Consider the following 22,003-nt stretch of genomic DNA (forward strand, 5'->3'; position numbering starts at 1 on the left):
ATGGGACGCATACTCGTTGCCAAGGATGTGGAAGCGGCCGTCAAGGGCGGCTCCGTTTACGCCGCAGGCGGTGGCGGCTGGGCCGATCATGGCCGCATGCTGGGCTATGCAGCCGTCAATGTCGGCAAGCCGGAGCTGGTGTCAATCGACGAATTGAACGACAATGACTGGATCGCCACGGCTGCCGCCATTGGCGCGCCGGCCTCCACCACCCCCTGGGAAATGCAGGGCATCGACTACGTCAAGGCCGTGCAGCTCCTGCAGGACGAACTTGGCGAGAAGCTTTCCGGCCTGATCATCGGCCAGAATGGCAGATCCTCCACGCTGAACGGCTGGCTTCCATCGGCGATCCTCGGAACGAAGGTGGTGGACGCCGTGGGCGATATCCGTGCTCATCCCACGGGCGACATGGGCTCGATCGGCATGGCCGGCTCGCCGGAGCAAATGATCCAGACCGCCGTCGGCGGCAATCGCGCCGAGAACCGCTATATCGAACTGGTCGTGAAAGGCGCGACGGCAAAGATTTCGCCGATCCTGCGTGCGGCCTCCGATCAATCCGGCGGCTTCATCGCCTCCTGCCGCAATCCGCTGCGCGCCTCTTACGTCCGTACGCATGCGGCGCTCGGCGGCATCTCCATGGCGCTTTCGCTCGGTGAAGCGATCATCGAGGCGGAAAAGAAGGGTGGCAGCGCGGTCATCGACGCCATCTGCAAGACAACAGGCGGCCATATCCTGGCCGAAGGTACGATCACAAAGAAGGACGTCGTCTACACGAAGGAAGCCTTCGACATCGGCACCATTACGGTCGGCAGCGGCGACAAGGCCGTCATCATGCATGTGATGAACGAATACATGGCCGTCGAGGATGCCGGCGGCAAGCGCCTGGCAACCTTCCCTTCCGTCATCACCACGCTGTCGCCGGAAGGCGAACCCTTGAGCGTCGGCCAGCTGCACGAGGGTATGACGGTCTTCATCCTGCATGTACCGATGGATATCATTCCGCTGTCTGCCAGCGTGCTCGACCCCACGGTCTATCCCTCTGTCGAAAAAGCCATGGGTATCGAGATAGCGAAATACGCTCTGACCGCCAAGAAGAACTGACGGGAAAGCTTGGAAGCGCGGGAGGCGCAGATGGCTCGCGACGCAGGTCTTGAAGAATTGCTGAGAGAAGAGCTCGGGCGACGGCCCGGGCTCAGGGAGAAAGGAATGTTCGGCGGCTGGGCCTTTCTGCTCAATGGCCATCTCATGTGCGGCGCCCGTGATGATGGGATGCTGATCCGCCTTGGCAAAGGCAACGATGCCTGGGCGCTGGAGCAGCACGACGTCAAACCCATGCAGTTGGGCGGCCGGAAAATGCTGGGATGGGTGCGCGCCGGGCCGGACGCCTATGGCAATGACATGCTGCGCAAGCGGCTGCTTCTGGCTGCGCTGGACTTCGTCGAAGGCCTGCCGCCGAAGTGAACGCGTATTGAAGAACACTCCTCTTCTCCCCAGCGGGGAGAAGATGTCCGTCAGGACAGATGAGGGGGTGAGCGACTAAGGAGCGAACGTCTGAGCGGTACGCGAAGACGATATGTGCCGCATCGCCCCCCTCATCCGACCCTTCGGGCCACCAACCGGGGTCGAGCCACGGGTCTCGACCCGTCCTTCGAACCCCCGCTGGGGAGAAGAAGAGACTATCAAACAAGAGGAAAAGCAATCATGCCGAAAGCCAATCCACGTCACCCGAAATTCCCCATCCCGGGCGGGCCGGAGCTGCGTGCCAAGGGCTGGCGACAGGAGGCCCTGTTGCGCCTGCTCGAAAACGTGCTTTCGGTCGGTGAAGATCCCGACAATCTCGTCGTCTACGCCGCGCTCGGCAAGGCAGCGCGCAACTGGGCGGCGCATAAGGGCATCGTCAAGGCGCTGACCGAAATGGATGAGAACCAGACCCTGCTCATCCAGTCGGGTAAGCCGATCGGCCTGATTCGCACGCATGACAAGGCGCCGCTCGTCATCATGGCGAATTGCAACATCGTCGGGCAATGGGCGAAGGCGGAGGTGTTCTACGAGCTGCAGCGCAAAGGCCTGATCTGCTGGGGCGGCCTGACGGCAGGCGCCTGGCAATATATCGGCAGCCAGGGCGTCATCCAGGGGACTTACGAAATCTTCATGCGCATCGCCGAGCGCCGCTTCGGCGGCGACCTCTTCGGTCGTTTCGTGCTGACAGCCGGCCTCGGCGGCATGGGCGGCGCGCAGCCGCTCGCCGGACGCATGGCGGGGGCTGCGATCCTCTGCATCGATATCGATGCCGATCGCGCCAGGAAGCGCCAGGAAATCGGCTATCTGCAGGAAATCGCACCCGATCTCGATTCCGCGCTGGCGATGATCGACGCCGCCGTCAAGGAAAAGCGGGCGTTTTCCGTCGGCCTCGTCGGCAATGCGGCCGAGATCTATCCAGAGATCGCGCGACGCGGCATCGTGCCCGATATTGTCACCGACCAGACCTCGGCGCACGATCTCGTCTATGGTTACGTGCCGAAGGGCATGAGCCTGCAGCAAGTTCGGGATCTCCGCGATGACGGCCAGGGCCAGCTCATGGCGGCCAGCCGCGCCTCGATCGTCGAACACGTGAAGGCCATGCTGGACTTCCAGAAAAAAGGCTCCGAAGTCTTCGACAACGGCAACCTGATCCGCACACAGGCGAAGGAAGGCGGCGTTGCGAACGCCTTCGATATTCCGATCTTCACCGAAGCCTATCTCAGGCCGCTCTTCTGCCGTGCCATCGGGCCCTTCCGCTGGATGGCGCTTTCAGGCGAGGAAAGCGATATCGCGCGCATCGACGATCTGCTGCTGGAAATGTTCCCGGACAACAAGATCATCACGAACTGGATCAAGCTTGCCCGTCAGCACGTGCCTTTCGAAGGCCTGCCGGCACGCATTGCCTGGCTCGGCCATGGCGAGCGCACCGCCCTTGCCCGTCGCGTCAACGAGCTCGTGGCGAGCAGCGAACTCAAAGGTCCGATCGCCTTCTCACGCGACCATCTCGACGCCGGCGCCATGGCGCATCCGAACATCATGACCGAGCGCATGAAGGACGGCTCCGACGCGATCGCCGACTGGCCGCTGATCGACGCCATGATGCTCTGCTCGTCCATGGCCGATCTCGTCGTCGTCCATTCCGGCGGCGGCGGCTATGCCGGCTATATGACGAGCTGCGGCGTCACCGTGGTTGCTGACGGTACGGCTGCCGCCGACGAACGGCTCGACCACGCGCTGACCAACGACACGGCACTCGGCGTCATGCGTTATGCCGATGCCGGCTATGAGGAAGCGCTTGATGAAGTTGCGAAAAAGGATGTGCCCTATATCCGTTTGGGATAGGCGCGTCTGTTCTTAGCGGCACCGAAAGACTATGGTCCGGGCAATTCAAAATGAGTTGAGAGTTGCCCGTGATCCCCTGGACCTTGCTTGACACTGCGAAAATCCCTGGCGGCGGTGAGCTGCGCCTGAAGCAGCGCGGCCAGGAATTTTCCATCATGCTCGGCACCAACGAGCTGATGAACAGCCGCCTGAGCGGCTCCGAGCGCGCGCTAGCCAGTCTTTCCTGCGAGAAGATCAAGGGCCGGAAGGCGCCGCACATCCTGATCGGCGGCCTCGGGATGGGCTTTACCCTGCGCGCTGCCCTCGGCGAACTCGGTGCGGACGCCAAGGTCACGGTCGCGGAACTGGTTCCGGCTGTCGTGACCTGGGCACGCGGGCCGATGGCAACGGTCTTCGACGGCTGCCTCGATGATCCGCGCGTCGCCATTCATGAAGGGGATGTGCGTCCACTCATCCGCGCTCGCAAGGCGGCCTACGACGCCATCCTGCTCGATGTCGACAACGGGCCGGATGGCATCACATCCGAAGCCAATGACGGCCTTTACGATTATCAGGGCCTGAAAGCGGCGCGCGATGCGCTGCGTTCCGGCGGCGTCCTCGCCGTCTGGTCTTCGGGACCCGACGACCGCTTCACACGGCGGCTGCGCGACAGCGGTTTTGCCGCCGAGGTGGTCAATACGCGCGCCAATGGCAAGACAGGCGCGCGCCACGTCATTTGGCTCGCGACAAGATCGGGATCGTAACGCCTCGAATTGAAATCAGACCTGAGATGCTATATATCAATGTCATATCTCAAGGGAGTTATGGCATGGACACCGCAAAGATCTTCTGGTCCGGCCGCTCGCAGGCCGTGCGCTTGCCGAAGGAATTCCGCCTCGACGGCGAGGAAGTGCGCATCCGCCGGCAGGGAAGGGCAATCATTCTGGAGCCGATCGCCGAAGATTGGGACTGGCTGGAAGCCGTAACAGGACCGGTCGATGATGACTTTGTAGAAGCAGCGACCGAGCAACCGGCTGAGCAGCAACGCCCCGAGTTGGATATATTCAAGTGAAATATCTTCTCGACAGCAATGCCGTCATCGCGCTGATGAAAGGACACCCGGGCTTCGTCAGCGAGCTTCGCAGGCACAAGCCGCAGGATTTCGCCATTCCGGCCATCGTCGCACACGAGCTGTTTTATGGTGCCTATAAGGGGCAGCGCGTTTCCGACAATCTGGCACGTGTCGATGCCTTGCAATTCGAGACGCTGGATTTCGATAAGCAAGATGCCCGTGTAGCCGGCCAAATTCGCGCAAGCCTTGCGTCCCGCGGCACCCCGATCGGGGCCTATGACGTTTTGATCGCGGGACAAGCGGTCGCCCGCGATCTGATCCTGATTACGCGTAATGTTAGGGAATTTGGACGGGTTCAAAAGCTGCGTTTCGAAGACTGGGAGTCCTTGCCGAGCGGCTAAAGATAGCGCGTTTCCTCTGGCGCGCGATCGAAGCGGTCGTCGCGGCCATCGAAGTAGCCGACTGGAAGCGAGGCGAGTTCCTCGTCGGTGGCGTCATCCAGGCAGCTAATGCTGATCGCATAGAATTTTCCGCCGAGGGCCGGATTTTCACCCCAGTTGAAGGAGCTGATGCCGCAAGTCTTGCAGAAGAGGTGATGCAGGATGCGCGGGCCGAACTGATATTCGCCGATGCTGTCCTCGCCCGAGATCAGACGGAAATCGGCGGGCGTGGCGACAGCCAGCCAATTGCGCTTCTTCTTGCAGATCGAGCAATTGCATTTGAAGGTGCCGCCCTGCAGATCGAGATCGGCTTCGTAAGCGACGGCACCGCAATGGCAGCTTCCGTGATAGGTCTTTTTCATCACTCTCATCCTTCCCTTGAGGTGGCTTCTGCGTAAGCGACATATTTGTCGAGCGCCTGTTCCCAGCCGCCGGTCTGAAGCTTCAGCTCTCTGTCGTCAGGCAATTCGGCCTTTCGGAAGACAAGGCGCGTCTTCTCGCCAAGCTCATGGAATTCCACGGTCACCTGCATCGGATGTTCGGCCCTACCCTCCTGATTTTCCCAGGCGAAGGTGAAGACGAGGCGCTCGGGCGGTACGATCTCCAGATAGCGGCCATGGCTCCAATATTCCTTGCCCTCCGGTGTCAGAATGCAGTGCCGCCAGGCGCCTCCTTCCCGCAGGTCGACAAAGACGGATGGCGCCGTCATGTTCTGGGGCGCCCACCAGCGCACCATATGCTCCGGCTCCGTCCAGAGACGGAACAGCAAGTCGCGCGGTGCGGCTATTTCGCGGGTCAGCACGATCTCGCGTAGCGGCCGCATGCTGCCGCCCTCAATTGCTGGGGTCATCCATTCCTCCCTTTTGCAATAGCGCCGCATAGGCTTCCAGGCGATCGAGATTGTCGTTCCAGAACTGCCTGTAGCTTTCCAGCCAGTCATCCACCTGCCGCAGCGGCTTGGGCTCCAGCCGGCAGGGTCGCCATTGCGCTTCCCTTCCCTTCGAAATCAGGCCGGCTCTCTCCAGCACCTTCAGATGCTTGGAAACGGCGACCAGCGACATATCGAAGGGTTCGGCCAGTTCCGAGACGGATGCCTCACCGGTCGCCAGCCGCGCCAGGATCGCCCGGCGGGTAGGATCGGCAAGAGCCGAGAGGGTTGTGCTCAATGTGTCCATACGACTCAATAAACCATGAAGTTAATTAACTTATTGGTTTAATATATGGCGCAAGCAAACGATGTCAAGAAGGGCTTTCTGACGCCCGATCTCAGGGAATGACGTTGGACACTTCGATCAGGTTTTGATCGGGGTCGCGGAAATAAACCGAGAGAATGGGGCCGGTCGCGCCGGTTCGGCGCACCGGGCCCTCTTCAATTACAACGCCCTCTGCCTGCAAGTGAGCAATGACCTCATCCAGAGGCGTTGTGCTGATGAAGCAAAGATCGGCCGAGCCCGGTGTCGGCCGTTCAGCCTTAGGCTCGAATTCATGTCCGGCGCGATGCAGATTGATCTTCTGATTACTGAAGGTCAGGGCCTTGCGGCCTTCCCCGAAAGTTTCAACGCCCATTCCGAGGACACGGGCATAGAAATCGCAAGTCTCCTCGATGCTTGCGACAGTGAGCACCAGATGATCGAGATGGTCGATAAGGATCATGACGGCTCCCCGGCCTCAACGGCGCGCCAGCTTGGCGACGACAAGGGCGCTGACGAGACAGAGTGCCAGCATGACGAGGATGAAGGCAACCACGGCATTCCAGCCATCGGCAAGCCAGAAATAGCCTCCGACCGAGCCCGCAATGCTGGAGCCGAGATAATAGGCCAGCAGGTAGAGCGAGGAGGCATGGCCCTTGAAGCCATGGGCCAGCCGCCCCACAAGCGCGCTGGCAACGGAATGGGTCATGAAGAAACCGATCGTCACCAGGATGATGCCGAGAATGATCAGCGGCAAGGAGCTGGACAGCGTCACCGCCGCCCCGAGCGCGGCGATCAGCACGCCCACCGGCAGCACGACGAAATGGCCGATGCGATCGCCGAGCAGGCCAGCCGCCCAGGACGCGACGATGCCGAAGAGATAGGCGGTGAAGATCAGGCCTAATTCAGTCTGGCTGAGATCATAGGGGTCAGCGACCAAACGGAAGCCGGCATAGTTATAGACGGTGACGAAGGAGCCCATGACGAGAAAGCCGATGGCGAAGAGCAGCGGCAGCGCCGCATTGCTGAAGTGACCGCCCCAGGCCTTCAGGTGGAAGGCAACATCAAAACCCTTGCGCGGGGTGAAATTGCGCGAAGGCGGCAGGAGATAGAGGAAGCCGACGGCGGCGACAAGGCCGAGAATGCCGACCGTAGCCAGCGCCGGCCGCCAACTCAGATATTCGGCGATCGTACCGGTCACCACGCGCCCGGCCATGCCGCCAAAGGCGTTGCCGGCGATATAGAGGCCCATGGCGCCGCCGAGGCCGCGCGGTTCGATTTCCTCGGCCAGATAGGTCATGGCGACAGCTGGCACGCCGCCCAAGAGAAAGCCCTCAAGCGCGCGGACGGCGAGAAGCATATGCCAGCTCGGCGACACCGCGCAGACGATCGTACAGATGGCCGCGCCGAGCAGCGAAATGAACATCAGGCTGCGGCGGCCGAGGCTTTCGGAAACGGCGGCGGCGCCGAAGATCGCGAAGGCCAGGAAGCCGGTCGAAAGCGACAGCGACAGCGAGCTTGCTGCCGGCGTGACACCGAAATCTTCGGAGAAGATCGGCATCAGCGGCTGGACGCAATAGAGCAGCGAGAAGGTGGCGAAACCGGAGAGAAACAGCCCAATGGTCGCGCGGCGGAAGGCAGGCGTGCCGCGCGTTAGAAACTGGCGGGTCTCGGCCGGCGGCTCGTTCCTGACGAGCGTCAATTCGGGGCGGGAGGGAACTTCGGACGCAGTGGTTTGCTGCTGACTTACGGCGCGAAACATTGGTGGCACCTGACCTTTCTTGCCCTGGAATCTAGCCAGACCAGCTCCATTAGTCCAATATATGGAACAGGCGATCTTAATAGCTTTTGGAGATAGCGATGGAATTGCGTCATATCCGCTATTTTCTGGCGCTGGCGGAAGCGGGAAACTTCACCCGCGCGGCGGCCAATCTCGGCATCGGCCAGCCGCCGCTCAGCCAGCAGATCCGGGACCTGGAAAACGAGGTGGGCGCGCAACTGTTCCATCGCGTGCCGCATGGCGCAGAATTGACGGCAGCCGGCGAGGCTTTTCTGGCCGAGGCGAGGACGGCGATCGATGCGGCGGAAAAGGCGAAGCTCGCGGCCCAGCGCGCCAATCGCGGCGAGATCGGCCGCCTGTCGCTCGGCTTCACCGCCTCCTCCGCCTTCAACACCATCGTGACATCAACCATTCGCGAGTTTCGGCGACACTGGCCGGAAGTGCGGCTGTCACTCACAGAGATGAATACCAATGCGCTGATGGAGCGGCTGATGCGCGGCGAGATCGACGCGGCATTCATTCGCCCAGGCCTTGAAGACCCCAGAGACGTACGCCTGAAGCGCTTTGCCGACGAACCGATGCTGATCGCGCTGCCGGCCCATCATCCGCTGGCGAAAAAGGAACGCGTCCCGATCGCGGCGCTCGCGGGCGAACCCTTCATCCTCTTCCCGCGCATGGTGGGGCTCAGCCTCTACGACGATATCGTTGGTGCTTGCCGCGAAGCCGGCTTCGACCTCGTGGTGACGCAGGAAGCGCCGCAGATCCCCTCCGTCGTCAATCTTGTCGCCGCAAACTTGGGCGTTTCCATCGTTCCGGCTTCGATCGCACAGATCAAGCTCGACGGCGTGGCCTATCGGCAAATCGACGGGCCGCGGGTCGTGGCGCGGCTCGGCCTTGCCAGCCTCAAGGCGCAGCGATCGCCTGTTATCGCCAACCTCATGAGCCTGATTGCGTAATTACTTGTTTTCACGCAATTCCGGACGCAAAACCGCTTCACACTTTTACTGGAATTGCTCCCTGCTCCCAATAAGGCGGATCGCCGAACGCCTTCTTCAGATGATCGGCCATTGCGCGCAGCTTGGCCGAGGGATTGCGCCCTTCCGGATGGGCCATGAAGATGAATTCCGGTTCCGGCCGGTAGCCGACGTCGATCTCGACAAGCCGCCCCTCCCTCACCGAGGGCCCGGCAATGAAGGCCGGCAGCAAGGCGATACCGAGCCCGGCAATCGCTGCATCGTGGAGGACATCGCCATTGTTGACGCCCAGCGCCAGCTTCGCACGAATGACGACGGCGCCCTCTGGTCGCTCGAAACGCCAGTCCGCGACGCCGCGATTGGTATAGAAAATCCCGCGGTGATCCTCAAGATCGGAGAGCGACGTGGGTTTGCCGTGACGACTGAGATAATCCGGCGAGGCCACGAGAAGGCGGCGGCTGCGGGCGAGCTTCCAGGCGATGAGGCGCGAGTTGGCGATCAGGCCGTGGCGAATGATCGCATCATAGCCATCCGAGGCGGCGTCGACGCGACGGTCGTCGAGATCAAGCGTCAGCTCGATCTCTGGATGATCGGCGAGAAACGGATAGAGGGCCGGCCCCAGATGCAGGCGGCCGAAGGTGACGGGTGCAGCGATGCGCAGAGGCCCCATCAGCGTGCCGCGCCGCTCGGCAAGATCGGCCGCCGCCTCGCGAACCTCCTGCGCGATGCGGGTGGCGCGCTGCAGGAAGGCGGCGCCATCCTCCGTCAGCGTCAGCTTGCGGGTCGTGCGATGAAGCAGGGTTGCCCCCAATGCTTTCTCCATTTCCGACAGGCGCTCGCTGACCACGGATTTCGACAGGCGCAGGCGTCGCGCCGCCTCGCTGATCGAGCCGGCCTCGGCTACGGTCACGAATGTCACGATCCCGTCGATCTTCAGCATCGTTCGGAAACTCCGAATTCGAATTCCTCTTTTTGAAGACTAATCCGAACGATCGGAAAAGGCCATCTTCCTCGTATCGGACAAACCGAAAGACACGTCCTCACACAGGAGATGGAACAATGAACCGTTTGAATGGAAAAGTCGCAATCATCACCGGCGCCAGCTCCGGCATCGGCCGCGCCACGGCAAAGCTCTTTGCCGCCGAAGGCGCAAAGGTTGTCGTCGGCGCTCGCCGTGTTGCAGAGCTGGAAAGCCTTGCCGCTGAGATCAAGGCGGCCGGCGGAGAAGCAACCGTCTTGGCCGGCGATGTGCGCTCGGAAGACTATCACAAGGCGCTGGTCACCCTTGCAGTCGAGCGTTACGACAAGCTTGATATTGCCTTCAACAATGCCGGCACGCTCGGCGAGGCCGGTCCCAGCACCGAGGTTTCGGAGGCAGGCTTTTCCGAAGCGCTGACGATCAACCTCACCGCGTCCTTCCTAGCCGCCAAGCACCAAATCGGCGAAATGATCAAGCACGGCGGTGGTTCCGTGATTTTCACGTCGACCTTTGTCGGCCACACGGCCAGCTTCCCGGGCGTCGCCGCCTATGCCGCCAGCAAATCCGGCCTGATCGGCCTGACGCAAACGCTCGCCGCCGAATTCGGCCCGCAGAATGTCCGCGTCAATGCCCTCCTGCCAGGCGCGGTCGATACCGATATGTATCGTGATATGAACAACACGGCCGAAAAGCAGGCTTTCATAACCAATCTGCATGCGCTGAAGCGCGTCGCCGGCCCGGAGGAGATTGCCCGCTCGGTCCTTTATCTAGCCTCCGATGACGCAAGCTTCGTGAGCGGCACGGCATCGCTCGTCGACGGCGGCCTGTCGATTACGCGAACCTGACCGAGTGTTTTGCCGACGCAATGATCGCGCCGGCAGCTTCGGAACGCGGACATGATCCCGCGACATATGAAACGGTTGCGAGATCATGTCGCCGGAATGCTTTGCATGAGCCGCGAATTCTATTCCCCCACGGCTTTCCGCTCAGAACATCGTATTGCTGTTCTTCGAGGTCTCGGGGATCGGCTGCACCGAGTCCCAATGTTCCTGGATCTTGTTGTCCTCGACGCGGAAGATATCGACGATGGCGCTGCCGCGGTCGCCCGGCTGGCGAATGGCGTGGACGCGCAGGATCACATAATCGCCATCGACCATCACGCGCTTGATCTCGCTCTTCGACTGCGGATAGTTTTTCTTTAGGTACTCCAGGAAACCGCGCAGGCCTTCGGGGCCATCGGCGGCAAGAGGATTATGCTGGATGTACTTGCCGAGATACCTGGAAGCCGCGTCGAAATCCTTGTCGTTCAGCGCCTTCTGGTAGAAGTCCAGAACGATTTCCTTGTTCTTCTGCTCCTGTGGTGAATAGGCACGCTCGGCAAAGGCCGGCATGGCGGCAGTCATGATTGGCAGGGCGATGACCGCGACTTTCATCAGTTTCAAAGCGTTGCTCCTTTGGTCGTTAACACGTTCACTTTCGTCGAGGGCGAAGATGCCCGCAAATGACAAGTCGGTGATGCCGGCGTGATCATTGGCTGCAAATAGCCAAAAAATCCGATCGCCCGCATCGCAATCACCGACACGCCGAGCTCGATGGAAGCACGCGGCGATTGCCTATGACACACCAAAGGCTTAGGCTTGTCGGCAAAAGAACAGGCGACGGGTTCAGGCATGGTTCTCGCAGGAAAGCGCATCCTTCTCATTATCTCCGGCGGTATCGCGGCCTATAAAAGCCTCGATCTCATCCGCCGGCTGCGCGAGCGCGGCGCAAGCGTCCGGCCGGTCATGACGGCCGGTGCGCAGCAGTTCATCACGCCGCTTGCCGTCGGCGCGCTGGCCGCCGACCATGTCTTCACCGATCTGTTTTCGCGAGAGGACGAGCAAGATGTCGGCCATATCAGGCTGGCGCGCGACTGTGATCTCGTGCTGATCGCGCCAGCGACTGCCGATCTGCTCGCCAAGATGGCGAACGGGCTGGCCGACGATCTCGCCTCGACCATATTGCTCGCCACCGACCGGGCAGTCCTCGCAGCCCCCGCGATGAACCCGAAGATGTGGGCCCATCCCGCCACCAGGCGCAACGTCGAAACTCTACGCAGCGACGGCATCGCCTTCGTCGGTCCTATGACCGGCGAAATGGCCGAGAGCGGCGAGAGCGGCGCTGGCCGGATGGCGGAGCCGCTCGATATCGCCGCCGCCGTCGAGCGTCGGCTGGATGACGGCACCAAGCCGCTTGCCGGCAGGAAGGCGGTCGTCACCTCCGGGCCGACGCATGAACCGATCGATCCCGTGCGCTACATCGCCAACCGCTCGTCAGGACGGCAGGGCCATGCCATCGCAGCGGCGCTTGCTGCGCTCGGCGCCGATGTCACGCTCGTCTCCGGCCCGGTCACCATACCCGATCCGGTCGGTCTCAACGTGATCCACGTCGAACGGGCAGACGAGATGCGCGATGCCGTTCTGGCTGCTCTGCCGGCCGATATCGCCGTCATGGTGGCCGCGGTCGCGGACTGGCGCGTCGCTTCCGCTTCCGATCAGAAGATCAAGAAGCATCCAGGCGAATCGATCCCAACGCTGGCGCTCACCGAAAATCCGGACATATTGAAAACCGTCGGCCATCATACACAGCGGCCGAAACTCGTCATCGGCTTTGCGGCCGAAACCCAGGATGTCGAGAGCAATGCCCGTGCGAAGCTGGAGCGCAAGGGCGCCGACTTCATCGTCGCCAACGACGTCTCGCCCGCAACCGGCATCATGGGCGGCACGCGCAACCGCGTGAAGATTATCAGCCATCACGGCGTGGAGCAGTGGCCGGATCTCGACAAGGATGAGGTGGCGGTGCGGCTGGCGGCGCTGATATCGGAACAGCTCAAGCAGGAATAGCAGCCGGCGTCCGGATCTCTCCGGCGGCATGCTCTTCCGGCTGGAAGGGCGTGACATGGACGCCCGTATCGTCGATCAGAACGGCGCTGCCATCGGGGATCTCGCGCCAGGCATCGACATCGTCGTTCAGCGGCTCCGACACGAGGCAATAGCCTGACCCGACCGGAGAGGCATACAGCGTCGGCGCCTTGCGATCGGTCGCATAGCGGATGGCGTAGAGCGACTTACCGTCGGAGAAGGCCGCCGTGAAGCGCACCAGTACCGAACCCGTCAGATGCAGCGACAGGCCTTCGACGAAGCCGATGGTCTGAGCGATCGCCGCCGTCGGATTTGTCATGAGACCGAATTGCATCGCCAGCAGGAACAGGAGCTCGGAATCGGTGGTGCCGCTGCGGGCATGGAACAGCCGGTCGTCGAGCATGGCTTCCATCGGCCGGCGCAGGCGGTCGAAATTGGAAATCTGGCCGTTGTGCTGGAATGACCAGTTCTCGAAAACAAAGGGATGGCAATTGTCGCGGCGTGTGCCGCCGCCTGTGGCAGCACGGACGTGGGCGAGGAAGAGCGGCGAACGGATCTGCCGCGCCAGGCTCTTCAGATTGCAATCGGACCAGGCCGGCAGGATATCGCGGTAACGGCCCGGTTCCGGCCGATCGCCATACCAGGCGATGCCGAAGCCGTCACCATTGGTCGCCGTCTTGGCGCGCGTGGCGCAATGGGATTGTTCGATCAGGGAGTGGGCGGGCGAAGACACCAGCTCCTCCAGATAGAGGGGGTCTCCACGATAGGCTGCCCAGCGACACATGCGTCTTCTACTCCGATTCCCGCTGTCTTTCTGTCCCGCGGGAGAATGGCAAATCCAGAGCGTGATGCCGAAAAGTGTAGGCGGTTTTCGGACGACATCACGCTCTACTTCTTCGATTCCAGAGCGGCTCAGATTTTAGGTCGAGCCGACCTAAAATCATCCGGCTCTAGGACGATTGTTTATGCGGAATGGGTAATAAAGTCTTAATTTTCCATCCCGTGCAGCGCAAGATGACAGATATTTGACGCTTCGTCCGTTCACGTTTCGCATCGCAACATTTTCTTCGTGAAGGCCGCTACGGCAGGGCTCTGCTCGAGATGCGGCGGGCAACACATTTCACTGCGACAATAAGTGTGAAGCTCCCCGAGGCCGTGCCTCTTGCATCAAGTCAAATTTGAGCTACGTTAAGCTTGTCTGAAACGTAACGAAAGGAAGGTGATCCAATGTCTAGTGAGATTTCGGTCTTTGTATACGGCATGGAAATGGTTGTGAGCGTTGCGAGGCAGCCCTCGCTCTGATCAACACCTTCCCGAAGCGTTCGCCGCTTCAGGTCAGTTACGGGCCAAAGCTCATGGGGGGTCGCTTAAGGCGGCCCCTTTTGATTTTGAGCTGTTATTTTTTGCCTTGCCAAACGAGAAGAGCGCCTTAGCTAACCCAGCATGTCTTCTCAGGAACAGCCCGAACAGGGTGAAGCCAAACAGAGGCCGCTGAACGAGCCGGCCCTTACCGCACTCTCATTGTATCCGCAGGACTGGGCCTTGTTCCTCGATATTGACGGAACCCTGCTCGATCTCGCCGAAATGCCGGAAGCGATCGTCGTGCCCGACTATCTGCCCGGCACGCTGCATGCGCTCTCTCGTCAGCTTGGAGGCGCACTCGCCTTGGTGACGGGCCGCGCCATCGAATTCGTCGATCCCCTTTTTGCCCCATTCCGCTTTCCCGTCGCCGGCTTGCATGGCGCGGAACGCCGCGATGCGGCGGGACGGCTGCGGCGCGCGCATATTCCGCCTGCCTTCCAGGAGATGAAGCAGGTCATTCGGCACGAAGCGCTCGCCTGGCCCGGCGCCATTGTCGAGGACAAGGGGGCTGCGGTCGCGGTTCACTTTCGGCACGCACCCGCATACGAGGCCGAAATCGGCGAAGTCATGCAACGCCATCTGGAGGAAGCCGGTCCCGATTGGAATCTGCAGCGCGGCAAGATGGTCCTCGAAATCTGCCCTTCCCACGCCAGCAAGGGACATGCCGTCGAGGCGTTTCTTGCCGAAACGCCCTTCGAAGGGCGCCGCCCGGTCGCGATCGGCGACGACGTGACCGACGAGACGATGTTTGCCGCCGCCAACCGTCTCGGCGGCCAATCCGTGCGCATCGGCGATGCCAACGGAAAAACGCTTGCGCGTGCATCCATTGGCTCGCCTGCGCGTTTAAGAGACGTGCTGGGAACACTCGTCAAGTAATCCGTCGATCACATCGACACCGATCCCAGCCTTCTCGAAAGGAAGTTACCGTTGAGTCGTCTCATCATCGTTTCCAACCGCGTTTCCGTGCCCGATCACAAGGGCGCAGCAGCTGCGGGCGGCCTTGCCGTGGCGTTGCAGGCAGCCCTTGCCGAGCGCGGCGGCATCTGGATGGGCTGGTCCGGCAAATCGAGCGGCGACGTCGAGCCTGAGCCGCTGCAGATGACGCAGGACGGCAACATCACCTATGCGCTGACCGATCTTACCCAGACCGATGTCGAGGAATATTATCAGGGCTTTGCCAACCGCGTGCTCTGGCCGATCTGTCATTACCGGCTCGATCTCGCCGAATATGCCCGCAAGGAAATGACCGGCTATTTCCGCGTCAACCGCTTCTTTGCCCACCGGCTCGCACCGCTGATCGAGCCTGACGACATTATTTGGGTGCACGACTATCATCTCATTCCACTGGCGGCAGAGCTGCGGCAGATGGGCTTGAAGAACCGTATCGGCTTCTTCCTGCACATTCCCTGGCCGCCGGCGGATGTCGTGCTTGCCATGCCGGTGCATGAGGAGATCATGCGTGGCCTTTCTTCCTACGACCTGCTCGGTTTTCAGACGGACCATGATCTTGAGAACTTTGCAGGCTGCCTGAAGCGCGAGGGAATGGGCATCGAGAAAAGCCCCGGCCATTTCAGCGCGCACGGTCATGACTTTCGCGGCGGCGCCTATTCGATCGGCATCGAGACGGCGGGCTTTGCCGAATTTGCCCGCAGGGCCGCGTCGCATAGCATGGTGCAGAAGGTGCGGCAAAGCATTGAAGGCCGCGACCTGATCCTCGGCGTCGACCGGCTCGATTATTCCAAGGGCATCACGCAGCGCATCGATGCCTTCGAGCGCTTCATTACCAACAATCCCGCGCATCGGCGCAGCGTCACCTATCTGCAGATCACGCCGAAATCTCGCTCGGAAGTGCCGGAATATGAGGCGATGCAGCACGCGGTCGCCGAACAGGCCGGCCGGGTCAACGGTGCGATCGGTACGGTCGATTGGGTGCCGATCCGCTACATCAACCGCTCGATCAGCCGCCCGATCCTGGCCGGCCTCTACCGGCTTGCGAAGGTCGGGCTGGTGACTCCCTTGCGCGACGGCATGAATCTGGTCGCCAAGGAATATGTCGCGGCGCAAGACCCGGACAATCCCGGCGTGCTGGTGCTATCCCGCTTTGCCGGGGCGGCGCGCAAGCTAAAAGGTGCTCTGCTGGTCAACCCCTATGATGTCGACGGCACCGCCAATGCGCTGGCGCGCGCCATCAACATGCCGCTGCAGGAGCGGCAGGAACGCTGGCGCGGCATGATGGATTATCTGCTTGAAAATGACGTATCGCGCTGGTGCGAGACGTTTCTTGCCGATCTTACGGCGGAATAGAGCATGATGATCATCCGGTGGCGGCTTCGGTGAGCAGCCATTGCGCCAGCCGCTCCGCCTGCGGGTTCGCGGCGGCCGGCGGCAGCAGCCAATAACCGCGCTCCGGCGCCTCCAGCATCGGGCCGGCCGTCACTAGCGTCCGGGCGGCAAGCAGAGAATCGACAAGGCCCATCCAGCCAATGGCAACGCCCTGCTCGCTGAGCGCTGCCTGCACAACCAGCGAATAGGTGTTGAAGCGCAGATCGCCGCGGCCGGCATAGGCGTCGCGGGCAATGCCGAAGGCAGAAAGATAGCTTTCCCAGTCGAACCAGGGCGATGGCATCTCCGAATCGAGATGGACGAGCGTGGTGCCTGCGAGCTGCGAGGGATCGGTGAACGGGCCGTGACGCTCCGCGAAACCCCTGGTACAGATCGGCACGACCTTTTCCGGCAAAAGCAAGGTGGCGGCGGGACCGAATTCGCTGCGCGTGCCGAAGAAGACGGCGATATCGCCACTTTCCGGCGCGCCACGATCCAGCCGCTGTGTGGCGACGATCTGGATATCCACTTCTGGGTGAAGCAACCGGAACGCATGCATGCGCGGAATGAGCCACAGCGCGGAAAAAGCATAATCCGTGCGCAGGCGAACGGATGGCCGTTCCGCCTCGGCGCGGAAACTGCGCACCAGATGGTCGACGCTGCCGACGGATTTTTCGACGATCTCGAACAGGCGCTGCCCTTCCGGCGAGAGCACAACGCCGCGATGCTGGCGGCGAAACAGGGGCACACCCATCTGCTCCTCGATGCGGCGGATCTGATAGCTGACGGCCGGTTGCGTCAGGCCAAGCGCTGCAGCGGCGCCGGAGAGGCTGCCGGAGCGGCCCACTTCCAGAAATATCCGCAGCCAACCGAGATCGACAAAACGTTCAGCCATAAAATTTCCTTTTGGCATCTATCGAAAAATGCCTGCTTCACAGCGGCGACTCTAGTGATGTTCAATAAAATAATCCAATAACAAGAGGGAACTTTCGTCATGCGCATGTCTGCAATGGGCCGGCTCGCCGCCGGCGCTCTTCTTTCCGTCCTTTCCCTTGCCGGCATCGCCCGGGCTGATGGCGACAGCTGCAAGACGATCCACCTTTCGGACCCCGGCTGGACCGATATCACCTCGACCAACGGCGTGACCGGCGTGCTCTTAACCGCGCTCGGCTACGAGCCCGACATCAAGACGCTCTCCGTGCCCATCGGCTACCAGGCGATGAAGACAGGCGAGATCGACGTTTTCCTCGGCAACTGGATGCCGGCGCAGAAGGCCTTCGTCGACGATCTCAACAAGGCGAAGGCAGCCGAAGTGCTAAACCGTAACCTTCAGGGCGCGAAGTTCACGCTCGCCGTTCCTACCTACGTCGCCGACAAGGGCATCAAGGATTTTTCCGACCTGCAGAAGTATGGCGACGATTTCGGCCGCAAGATCTACGGCATCGAGCCGGGCGCGCCCGCGAATGCCAATATCCAGAAGATGATCGACGCTAACGACTTCGGCCTGAAGGGTTGGGAACTGGTGGAATCGAGTGAGCAGGCCATGCTGTCGCAAGTGGAGCGCGCATCGAAGGACAAGCAGGCGATCGTCTTCCTCGCCTGGGCGCCGCATCCGATGAACGAGCGCTTCAAGATCGCTTATCTTTCCGGTGGCGATGTCTATTTCGGCGCGAATTACGGCGGCGCCGAGGTCTACACGCTGGCGCGCACCGGCTGGTCGGCGCAATGCCCGAACGCCGCCAAGCTCTTCCATAACCTAACCTTCGACATCGGCATGGAGAATTCGCTGATGGGATCGATCCTCGGTGGCGAGAGCGCCAAGGATGCGGCCACTGCCTGGCTGAAGGCGCATCCGGACGCCTTGACGCCCTGGCTTTCCGGCGTCACCACTATCGACGGCAAGCCTGGCCTCGAGGCCGTCAAAGCCGCCATCGGCCTCTGACCCGCAAGAAAGACATCTGCATGTCCCGCCCAAATATCCTTATCCTCATGGTCGATCAGTTCAACGGGACGTTCTTCCCCGACGGCCCGGCCGAGTTCCTGCATGCGCCGGTCCTGAAGGCCCTGGCGAAGCGCTCCGTTCGCTTTGCCAATAGCTATACGGCAAGCCCGCTCTGCGCGCCGGCACGCGCCTCCTTCATGTCCGGTCAACTGCCGAGCCGTACGCGCGTCTATGACAATGCCGCCGAATTCTGCTCGGACATTCCGACGTTCGCCCACCATCTGCGCGCCGCCGGCTACCAGACAGCACTCTCTGGCAAGATGCATTTCGTCGGTCCGGATCAGATGCACGGTTTCGAGGAGCGGCTGACGACGGACATCTACCCCGCCGATTTCGGCTGGACGCCGGACTATACGAAGCCCGGCGAGCGCATTGACTGGTGGTATCACAATCTCGGTTCCGTGACCGGGGCAGGTGTCGCCGAGATCACCAACCAGATGGAATATGACGACGAGGTTGCCTATCACGCGACCCGCAAGCTTTACGATCTCTCCCGCCGCCAAGACGAAAGGCCATGGTGCCTGACGGTCAGCTTCACGCATCCGCACGACCCCTATGTCGCGCGCCGCCGCTTCTGGGATCTCTATGAAGATTGCCCGGCGCTCGATCCCGAAGTCGGCGAAATTCCATTCGAACGGCAGGACTCGCATTCACAGCGGCTGATGAAGGCCTGCGACCACACCGCCTTCGACATCACGCCGGAACAGATCCGCCGGGCACGCCGCGGCTATTTCGCCAATATCTCCTATGTCGATGAGAAGATCGGCGAGATCCTGGACACGCTCGAGCGCGGCCGTATGGCCGACAACACGATTATTCTCTTCGTCTCCGACCATGGCGACATGCTCGGCGAGCGCGGCCTGTGGTTCAAGATGAACTTCTTCGAAGGATCGGCCCGCGTGCCGCTGATGATCGCAGCCCCCGGCTGGCAACCGAAGCGGATCGACCATCCAGTTTCGACGCTCGACGTGACGCCGACGCTTGCCGCCCTTGCCGGGATCGACATCGCATCGCTGCGCCGCTGGACCGATGGCGAGGACTTGACGCCGCTGGCTCTTGGAACCGGAGGCCGCAGTCCCGTGCCGATGGAATATGCCGCGGAAGGCTCGGAAGCACCGCTGGTGGCCTTACGCGACGGCAATTACAAGCTGACCCTTTGCGAGAAGGATCCGCCGATGCTCTTCGACATCGACGCGGACCCGAAGGAGCTGACCAATCTGGCAGGCGACCCGGCCTATGCGGAGACGCTGGAGAGATTGACGGCGCAGGCCATCGCCCGCTGGGATCTCGCAAGTTTCGACGCTGCCGTGCGCGAAAGCCAAGCACGGCGATGGGTGGTCTACACGGCGCTTCGCAACGGCGCCTATTACCCGTGGGACTACCAGCCTCTGCAAAAGGCTTCGGAGCGCTACATGCGCAACCATATGGACCTCAACGTGCTGGAGGAAAACCAGCGCTATCCGCGCGGCGAATAGGATTTCGATGGCCGGTCGCCGGAGACGACGATATTGTCGCGCCGGTCACAAGGAAGAAACATCCATGAAAATCAGTGCTAGAAACCGCCTCAAGGGCAAGATCGTTGAAATCACCAAGGGCGCGACGACGGCGCATGTCCGTATCGATATCGGCAACGGCTCGATCGTCACCTCCTCGATCACCAACGAGGCTGTCGACGAGTTGGGCCTGACGGTAGGCTCCTCAGCCTATGCCGTGATCAAGGCGTCTGACGTGATGGTTGCAGTCGACTAAAGCAATTGCAGGACAAGTGCGCAGCGGTTTTCCGTCAGGAATTGCGTGAAACAATTAAGCATCGCGCTTCTGGCAGTAATGCACCGTCTCGCCGTCGCCGGTCTGGAAATCTCCGGGCTGTGGCGGCGCGATCGGTTTGAACAGAGTGCGATCCGGCTTCAGATCGAGTAGCGGCGTACCATCCAGGCAATCGAGGCCACGCACCAGCAGCACGGCACCTTCGACCGCTTCCAATTTGACGATAGAGGTGCCGATGGGGTTCGGCCGTACTGGCGAGCGCAGCGAAAAAGTGCCGTGTACCTTGCCGTTGCTGGCCGGGCTCTGCAGCACGAGATCCCGGCGAGACCGATCCAGCCAATAGAGAACCTCCAGCCGCTCGAAAACATCCACGCCCTTCAACGCTGCCACCCAGGGCTCGAAGATCTCGATCCGGCAGATCGGGCCGTCGTGCCGACCCTGACGCGGCGTTTCCATGCGCGATGTCCAGGGTGTCGAGATGCGGCCGATAAAGATGAGACCGGCATCCGAGGCTGCGGGCGGCTCGACAGCCACCTCGTTTTCGCGAATTTCGTTCTCCCGGACCATGAACGCCTTCCTTATCAGAGTGGTTACTTCATGCCCTTCAGCAATGCCGCCAGCTGATCGTCGGTCAGATCGACTTGGTAGAACAGCTTGTAGAATTCCTTCACATCGTCGGAAAAATCGCTGCGGAAGAGCTTCGGATAGAGCAACTTCTCCATCCAGCGCACGCCGAGCAGCCGGTTGACGCCGGGCGGGGAATCGAACCAGCCGAAAGGCAGAGACGGCGGTACGAAGATCTTGCCGTCCTTGACGGCCTTGATGCCGGCCCATTGCGGGTCGCTTTTCACCGAAGCGGCAAAGGCAGGGCTCTCGGCGATGATGATATCCGGGTTCCAGCCGGCGACCTGCTGCGGCGTCACCTTGGCGAGGCCGCCCTTGCCGGCAGCGGCGGCGACATTCATCGTGCCAACGGCATCGAGGATCTCGAGATTGATCGAGCCGGAAAGCCCGGTTTCCAAGCCATCGGCACCACGGCCATAATAGACGCGTGGTCGTGGATCGTTCGGCAGCGTCGCGAGCTTGTCGTTCAGATCCTTGATCGCTGAATCGGCATAGTCGGCAAGCTTGTTCGCACGATCCTCGACACCGATCAGTGCGCCGACGTCGCGAAGCGTATCGGCCGTGCGGGCGAAGCTGCCATCCACAAGGATATACGGAATGTGCGTTTCCGATTGCACCTTGTCGGCGAGCGCCTTGTAGGTCGGGTCGACCGTGCCGGCATCGAGAATGATGTCCGGCTTGGCATCGATGACCGCCTGCGTGCTGATCGTGCCGTCCTTGCCCGTCAGGCGCCCGATTGTCGGCAGCGACCGCACCGATGGCCTCAGATAGGCCTTGGCGGCATCATCAGGGGCATGAACCCAACCCACCAGTTTTTCGGGCGCCAGCACATAGACCAGCGCTGTTGCCGGCGGCCCGGCCACCAGAATGCGGTTGATCTTATCCGGCACAGATACCGTGCGTCCGGCCGCATCGGTGATGATTCGCGCCTCGGCTGCGACCGGCATCAGGCCGACAACGGCCAGAGCAAGAACCGCAAGAAATTTCATCATGAAAGCTGCTCATTCTGATCGAGGGGACCTCGGGGCGGCACTATGGCATAGCGCTATATCGGATGGAACATCGCGATGGCACTATTCCAAAATGAAACGCATCCGAACCAATCACCTCGACTTGAGAGCTCATGGACCATGCTTTCATTACATCGCATGTAATTGAGAGCGGCATCCGTCTCGGGGTATCTAATGACCATCTTCTTGCAGGAAGAGCTTTTCAGCCCTTCAACGAAAGAAAGCCTTCCGGGATGACG

Annotated in this window: 26 protein-coding genes; 14 read left to right on the plus strand and 12 right to left on the minus strand. The window is 61.3% G+C overall.

Annotated features, from left to right (window positions below; all coding sequences use genetic code 11):
- The 6 genes from ertC (at window position 1) to AC13QY_RS16950 (ending at window position 4,815) form a co-directional block, all read left to right on the plus strand.
- On the plus strand, window positions 1-1,101 hold the full coding sequence (ertC, locus tag AC13QY_RS16925; protein WP_488493672.1) for a thiohydantoin desulfurase: 1,101 nt from the start codon (window positions 1-3) through the stop codon (window positions 1,099-1,101).
- A gap of 30 nt (window positions 1,102-1,131) precedes the next feature.
- Window positions 1,132-1,461 carry a TfoX/Sxy family protein gene (locus tag AC13QY_RS16930; RefSeq protein ID WP_488493673.1) on the plus strand — a complete coding sequence of 110 codons (330 nt, stop codon included), beginning with the start codon at window positions 1,132-1,134 and terminating at the stop codon, window positions 1,459-1,461.
- A 240-nt stretch (window positions 1,462-1,701) separates the two neighbouring features.
- Complete coding sequence (gene ertB / locus AC13QY_RS16935; RefSeq protein ID WP_113329961.1) at window positions 1,702-3,363, plus strand: thiourocanate hydratase; 1,662 nt, start codon at window positions 1,702-1,704, stop codon at window positions 3,361-3,363.
- 68 nt (window positions 3,364-3,431) lie between these two features.
- Entirely contained in the window at window positions 3,432-4,106 is a 675-nt protein-coding gene (locus tag AC13QY_RS16940; protein WP_113329960.1) for a spermidine synthase, read from the plus strand.
- Between the two features lie 65 nt (window positions 4,107-4,171).
- The gene (gene vapB, locus AC13QY_RS16945; RefSeq protein ID WP_113329959.1) at window positions 4,172-4,414 is read left to right on the plus strand and encodes a type II toxin-antitoxin system antitoxin VapB; all 243 of its coding nucleotides are present in this window, start codon (window positions 4,172-4,174) and stop codon (window positions 4,412-4,414) included.
- Complete coding sequence (locus AC13QY_RS16950; RefSeq protein WP_113329958.1) at window positions 4,411-4,815, plus strand: type II toxin-antitoxin system VapC family toxin; 405 nt, start codon at window positions 4,411-4,413, stop codon at window positions 4,813-4,815. The genes vapB and AC13QY_RS16950 overlap by 4 nt, the downstream gene beginning before the upstream one ends.
- On the opposite strand, the gene AC13QY_RS16955 is transcribed toward AC13QY_RS16950, so the two are convergent.
- From AC13QY_RS16955 to AC13QY_RS16975, 5 genes are all read right to left on the minus strand, one after another.
- The gene (locus AC13QY_RS16955; protein ID WP_113329957.1) at window positions 4,812-5,216 is read right to left on the minus strand and encodes a GFA family protein; all 405 of its coding nucleotides are present in this window, start codon (window positions 5,214-5,216) and stop codon (window positions 4,812-4,814) included. The genes AC13QY_RS16950 and AC13QY_RS16955 overlap by 4 nt on opposite strands.
- Window positions 5,217-5,221: 5 nt before the next feature.
- On the minus strand, window positions 5,222-5,704 hold the full coding sequence (locus AC13QY_RS16960; RefSeq protein ID WP_113329956.1) for an SRPBCC family protein: 483 nt from the start codon (window positions 5,702-5,704) through the stop codon (window positions 5,222-5,224).
- The gene (locus AC13QY_RS16965) at window positions 5,688-6,029 is read right to left on the minus strand and encodes an ArsR/SmtB family transcription factor (protein ID WP_113329955.1); all 342 of its coding nucleotides are present in this window, start codon (window positions 6,027-6,029) and stop codon (window positions 5,688-5,690) included. Before AC13QY_RS16965 ends, AC13QY_RS16960 begins: the two co-directional genes overlap by 17 nt.
- A gap of 91 nt (window positions 6,030-6,120) precedes the next feature.
- The gene (locus AC13QY_RS16970) at window positions 6,121-6,507 is read right to left on the minus strand and encodes a VOC family protein (RefSeq protein WP_113329954.1); all 387 of its coding nucleotides are present in this window, start codon (window positions 6,505-6,507) and stop codon (window positions 6,121-6,123) included.
- Window positions 6,508-6,522: 15 nt separating this feature from the next.
- Window positions 6,523-7,806 carry an MFS transporter gene (locus AC13QY_RS16975; RefSeq protein WP_488493674.1) on the minus strand — a complete coding sequence of 428 codons (1,284 nt, stop codon included), beginning with the start codon at window positions 7,804-7,806 and terminating at the stop codon, window positions 6,523-6,525.
- A gap of 98 nt (window positions 7,807-7,904) precedes the next feature.
- Here AC13QY_RS16975 and AC13QY_RS16980 point away from each other — a divergent pair, with 98 nt between their 5' ends.
- On the plus strand, window positions 7,905-8,780 hold the full coding sequence (locus AC13QY_RS16980) for a LysR family transcriptional regulator (protein ID WP_488493675.1): 876 nt from the start codon (window positions 7,905-7,907) through the stop codon (window positions 8,778-8,780).
- A gap of 37 nt (window positions 8,781-8,817) precedes the next feature.
- On the opposite strand, the gene AC13QY_RS16985 is transcribed toward AC13QY_RS16980, so the two are convergent.
- Window positions 8,818-9,738 (minus strand): LysR family transcriptional regulator, encoded by a 921-nt coding sequence (locus AC13QY_RS16985; protein WP_488493676.1) that lies wholly within the window; start codon window positions 9,736-9,738, stop codon window positions 8,818-8,820.
- A gap of 119 nt (window positions 9,739-9,857) precedes the next feature.
- Here AC13QY_RS16985 and AC13QY_RS16990 point away from each other — a divergent pair, with 119 nt between their 5' ends.
- Window positions 9,858-10,622 (plus strand): SDR family oxidoreductase, encoded by a 765-nt coding sequence (locus AC13QY_RS16990; RefSeq protein WP_488493677.1) that lies wholly within the window; start codon window positions 9,858-9,860, stop codon window positions 10,620-10,622.
- A gap of 141 nt (window positions 10,623-10,763) precedes the next feature.
- On the opposite strand, the gene AC13QY_RS16995 is transcribed toward AC13QY_RS16990, so the two are convergent.
- A complete protein-coding gene (locus AC13QY_RS16995; protein WP_488493765.1) occupies window positions 10,764-11,210 on the minus strand; it encodes a nuclear transport factor 2 family protein in 447 nt (148 codons plus the stop codon).
- Between the two features lie 5 nt (window positions 11,211-11,215).
- Window positions 11,216-11,449 (minus strand): hypothetical protein, encoded by a 234-nt coding sequence (locus AC13QY_RS17000; protein ID WP_162746316.1) that lies wholly within the window; start codon window positions 11,447-11,449, stop codon window positions 11,216-11,218.
- Here AC13QY_RS17000 and coaBC point away from each other — a divergent pair.
- Window positions 11,448-12,659, plus strand: a complete 1,212-nt coding sequence (coaBC, locus tag AC13QY_RS17005; protein ID WP_113329948.1) for a bifunctional phosphopantothenoylcysteine decarboxylase/phosphopantothenate--cysteine ligase CoaBC — start codon at window positions 11,448-11,450, stop codon at window positions 12,657-12,659. The two genes, AC13QY_RS17000 and coaBC, sit on opposite strands and share 2 nt — an antisense overlap.
- Here coaBC and AC13QY_RS17010 read toward each other — a convergent pair.
- The gene (locus AC13QY_RS17010) at window positions 12,646-13,461 is read right to left on the minus strand and encodes a class II glutamine amidotransferase (RefSeq protein ID WP_152093800.1); all 816 of its coding nucleotides are present in this window, start codon (window positions 13,459-13,461) and stop codon (window positions 12,646-12,648) included. The genes coaBC and AC13QY_RS17010 overlap by 14 nt on opposite strands.
- A gap of 659 nt (window positions 13,462-14,120) precedes the next feature.
- Here AC13QY_RS17010 and otsB point away from each other — a divergent pair.
- Together otsB and otsA are read left to right on the plus strand one after the other, a co-directional pair.
- Window positions 14,121-14,915, plus strand: a complete 795-nt coding sequence (gene otsB / locus AC13QY_RS17015; protein ID WP_113351354.1) for a trehalose-phosphatase — start codon at window positions 14,121-14,123, stop codon at window positions 14,913-14,915.
- 51 nt (window positions 14,916-14,966) lie between these two features.
- The gene (gene otsA / locus AC13QY_RS17020; protein ID WP_113329945.1) at window positions 14,967-16,343 is read left to right on the plus strand and encodes an alpha,alpha-trehalose-phosphate synthase (UDP-forming); all 1,377 of its coding nucleotides are present in this window, start codon (window positions 14,967-14,969) and stop codon (window positions 16,341-16,343) included.
- 10 nt (window positions 16,344-16,353) lie between these two features.
- Here the strand turns inward: otsA and AC13QY_RS17025 are convergent, their stop codons facing one another.
- A complete protein-coding gene (locus AC13QY_RS17025) occupies window positions 16,354-17,256 on the minus strand; it encodes a choline sulfate utilization transcriptional regulator (RefSeq protein WP_113351355.1) in 903 nt (300 codons plus the stop codon).
- Between the two features lie 99 nt (window positions 17,257-17,355).
- Here AC13QY_RS17025 and AC13QY_RS17030 point away from each other — a divergent pair, with 99 nt between their 5' ends.
- The 3 genes from AC13QY_RS17030 to AC13QY_RS17040 all read left to right on the plus strand — a co-directional run bounded on the left by AC13QY_RS17030 (window position 17,356) and on the right by AC13QY_RS17040 (window position 20,112).
- Complete coding sequence (locus AC13QY_RS17030) at window positions 17,356-18,303, plus strand: choline ABC transporter substrate-binding protein (RefSeq protein ID WP_488493678.1); 948 nt, start codon at window positions 17,356-17,358, stop codon at window positions 18,301-18,303.
- Between the two features lie 20 nt (window positions 18,304-18,323).
- On the plus strand, window positions 18,324-19,838 hold the full coding sequence (gene betC / locus AC13QY_RS17035; RefSeq protein ID WP_488493679.1) for a choline-sulfatase: 1,515 nt from the start codon (window positions 18,324-18,326) through the stop codon (window positions 19,836-19,838).
- Between the two features lie 64 nt (window positions 19,839-19,902).
- A complete protein-coding gene (locus AC13QY_RS17040; RefSeq protein ID WP_145633587.1) occupies window positions 19,903-20,112 on the plus strand; it encodes a TOBE domain-containing protein in 210 nt (69 codons plus the stop codon).
- Window positions 20,113-20,166: 54 nt separating this feature from the next.
- Here the strand turns inward: AC13QY_RS17040 and tsaA are convergent, their stop codons facing one another.
- Both tsaA and AC13QY_RS17050 read right to left on the minus strand, forming a co-directional pair.
- Window positions 20,167-20,697 carry a tRNA (N6-threonylcarbamoyladenosine(37)-N6)-methyltransferase TrmO gene (gene tsaA, locus AC13QY_RS17045; RefSeq protein WP_152093803.1) on the minus strand — a complete coding sequence of 177 codons (531 nt, stop codon included), beginning with the start codon at window positions 20,695-20,697 and terminating at the stop codon, window positions 20,167-20,169.
- 23 nt (window positions 20,698-20,720) lie between these two features.
- Complete coding sequence (locus AC13QY_RS17050; RefSeq protein WP_488493680.1) at window positions 20,721-21,746, minus strand: iron ABC transporter substrate-binding protein; 1,026 nt, start codon at window positions 21,744-21,746, stop codon at window positions 20,721-20,723.
- Window positions 21,747-22,003: the final 257 nt, after the last annotated feature.

This window comes from Martinezella sp. CNPSo 3795, assembly GCF_057784475.1.

What these genes read in the sequence shown, in the direction of transcription:
- AC13QY_RS16970 (WP_113329954.1), bottom strand. Translation starts at nt 6,507, where the DNA reads ATGATCCTTATCGACCATCTCGATCATCTGGTGCTCACTGTCGCAAGC.
- AC13QY_RS16990 (WP_488493677.1), top strand. Translation starts at nt 9,858, where the DNA reads ATGAACCGTTTGAATGGAAAAGTCGCAATCATCACCGGCGCCAGCTCC.
- AC13QY_RS16995 (WP_488493765.1), bottom strand. Translation starts at nt 11,210, where the DNA reads ATGAAAGTCGCGGTCATCGCCCTGCCAATCATGACTGCCGCCATGCCG.
- otsB (WP_113351354.1), top strand. Translation starts at nt 14,121, where the DNA reads ATGTCTTCTCAGGAACAGCCCGAACAGGGTGAAGCCAAACAGAGGCCG.
- AC13QY_RS17040 (WP_145633587.1), top strand. Translation starts at nt 19,903, where the DNA reads ATGAAAATCAGTGCTAGAAACCGCCTCAAGGGCAAGATCGTTGAAATC.
- betC (WP_488493679.1), top strand. Translation starts at nt 18,324, where the DNA reads ATGTCCCGCCCAAATATCCTTATCCTCATGGTCGATCAGTTCAACGGG.
- tsaA (WP_152093803.1), bottom strand. Translation starts at nt 20,697, where the DNA reads ATGGTCCGGGAGAACGAAATTCGCGAAAACGAGGTGGCTGTCGAGCCG.
- AC13QY_RS17030 (WP_488493678.1), top strand. Translation starts at nt 17,356, where the DNA reads ATGCGCATGTCTGCAATGGGCCGGCTCGCCGCCGGCGCTCTTCTTTCC.
- AC13QY_RS16975 (WP_488493674.1), bottom strand. Translation starts at nt 7,806, where the DNA reads ATGTTTCGCGCCGTAAGTCAGCAGCAAACCACTGCGTCCGAAGTTCCC.
- coaBC (WP_113329948.1), top strand. Translation starts at nt 11,448, where the DNA reads ATGGTTCTCGCAGGAAAGCGCATCCTTCTCATTATCTCCGGCGGTATC.
- AC13QY_RS17025 (WP_113351355.1), bottom strand. Translation starts at nt 17,256, where the DNA reads ATGGCTGAACGTTTTGTCGATCTCGGTTGGCTGCGGATATTTCTGGAA.
- AC13QY_RS17000 (WP_162746316.1), bottom strand. Translation starts at nt 11,449, where the DNA reads ATGCCTGAACCCGTCGCCTGTTCTTTTGCCGACAAGCCTAAGCCTTTG.
- AC13QY_RS16955 (WP_113329957.1), bottom strand. Translation starts at nt 5,216, where the DNA reads ATGAAAAAGACCTATCACGGAAGCTGCCATTGCGGTGCCGTCGCTTAC.
- AC13QY_RS17050 (WP_488493680.1), bottom strand. Translation starts at nt 21,746, where the DNA reads ATGATGAAATTTCTTGCGGTTCTTGCTCTGGCCGTTGTCGGCCTGATG.
- AC13QY_RS16930 (WP_488493673.1), top strand. Translation starts at nt 1,132, where the DNA reads ATGGCTCGCGACGCAGGTCTTGAAGAATTGCTGAGAGAAGAGCTCGGG.
- AC13QY_RS16960 (WP_113329956.1), bottom strand. Translation starts at nt 5,704, where the DNA reads ATGACCCCAGCAATTGAGGGCGGCAGCATGCGGCCGCTACGCGAGATC.
- AC13QY_RS16985 (WP_488493676.1), bottom strand. Translation starts at nt 9,738, where the DNA reads ATGCTGAAGATCGACGGGATCGTGACATTCGTGACCGTAGCCGAGGCC.
- ertC (WP_488493672.1), top strand. Translation starts at nt 1, where the DNA reads ATGGGACGCATACTCGTTGCCAAGGATGTGGAAGCGGCCGTCAAGGGC.
- AC13QY_RS17010 (WP_152093800.1), bottom strand. Translation starts at nt 13,461, where the DNA reads ATGTGTCGCTGGGCAGCCTATCGTGGAGACCCCCTCTATCTGGAGGAG.
- AC13QY_RS16980 (WP_488493675.1), top strand. Translation starts at nt 7,905, where the DNA reads ATGGAATTGCGTCATATCCGCTATTTTCTGGCGCTGGCGGAAGCGGGA.
- AC13QY_RS16965 (WP_113329955.1), bottom strand. Translation starts at nt 6,029, where the DNA reads ATGGACACATTGAGCACAACCCTCTCGGCTCTTGCCGATCCTACCCGC.
- vapB (WP_113329959.1), top strand. Translation starts at nt 4,172, where the DNA reads ATGGACACCGCAAAGATCTTCTGGTCCGGCCGCTCGCAGGCCGTGCGC.
- ertB (WP_113329961.1), top strand. Translation starts at nt 1,702, where the DNA reads ATGCCGAAAGCCAATCCACGTCACCCGAAATTCCCCATCCCGGGCGGG.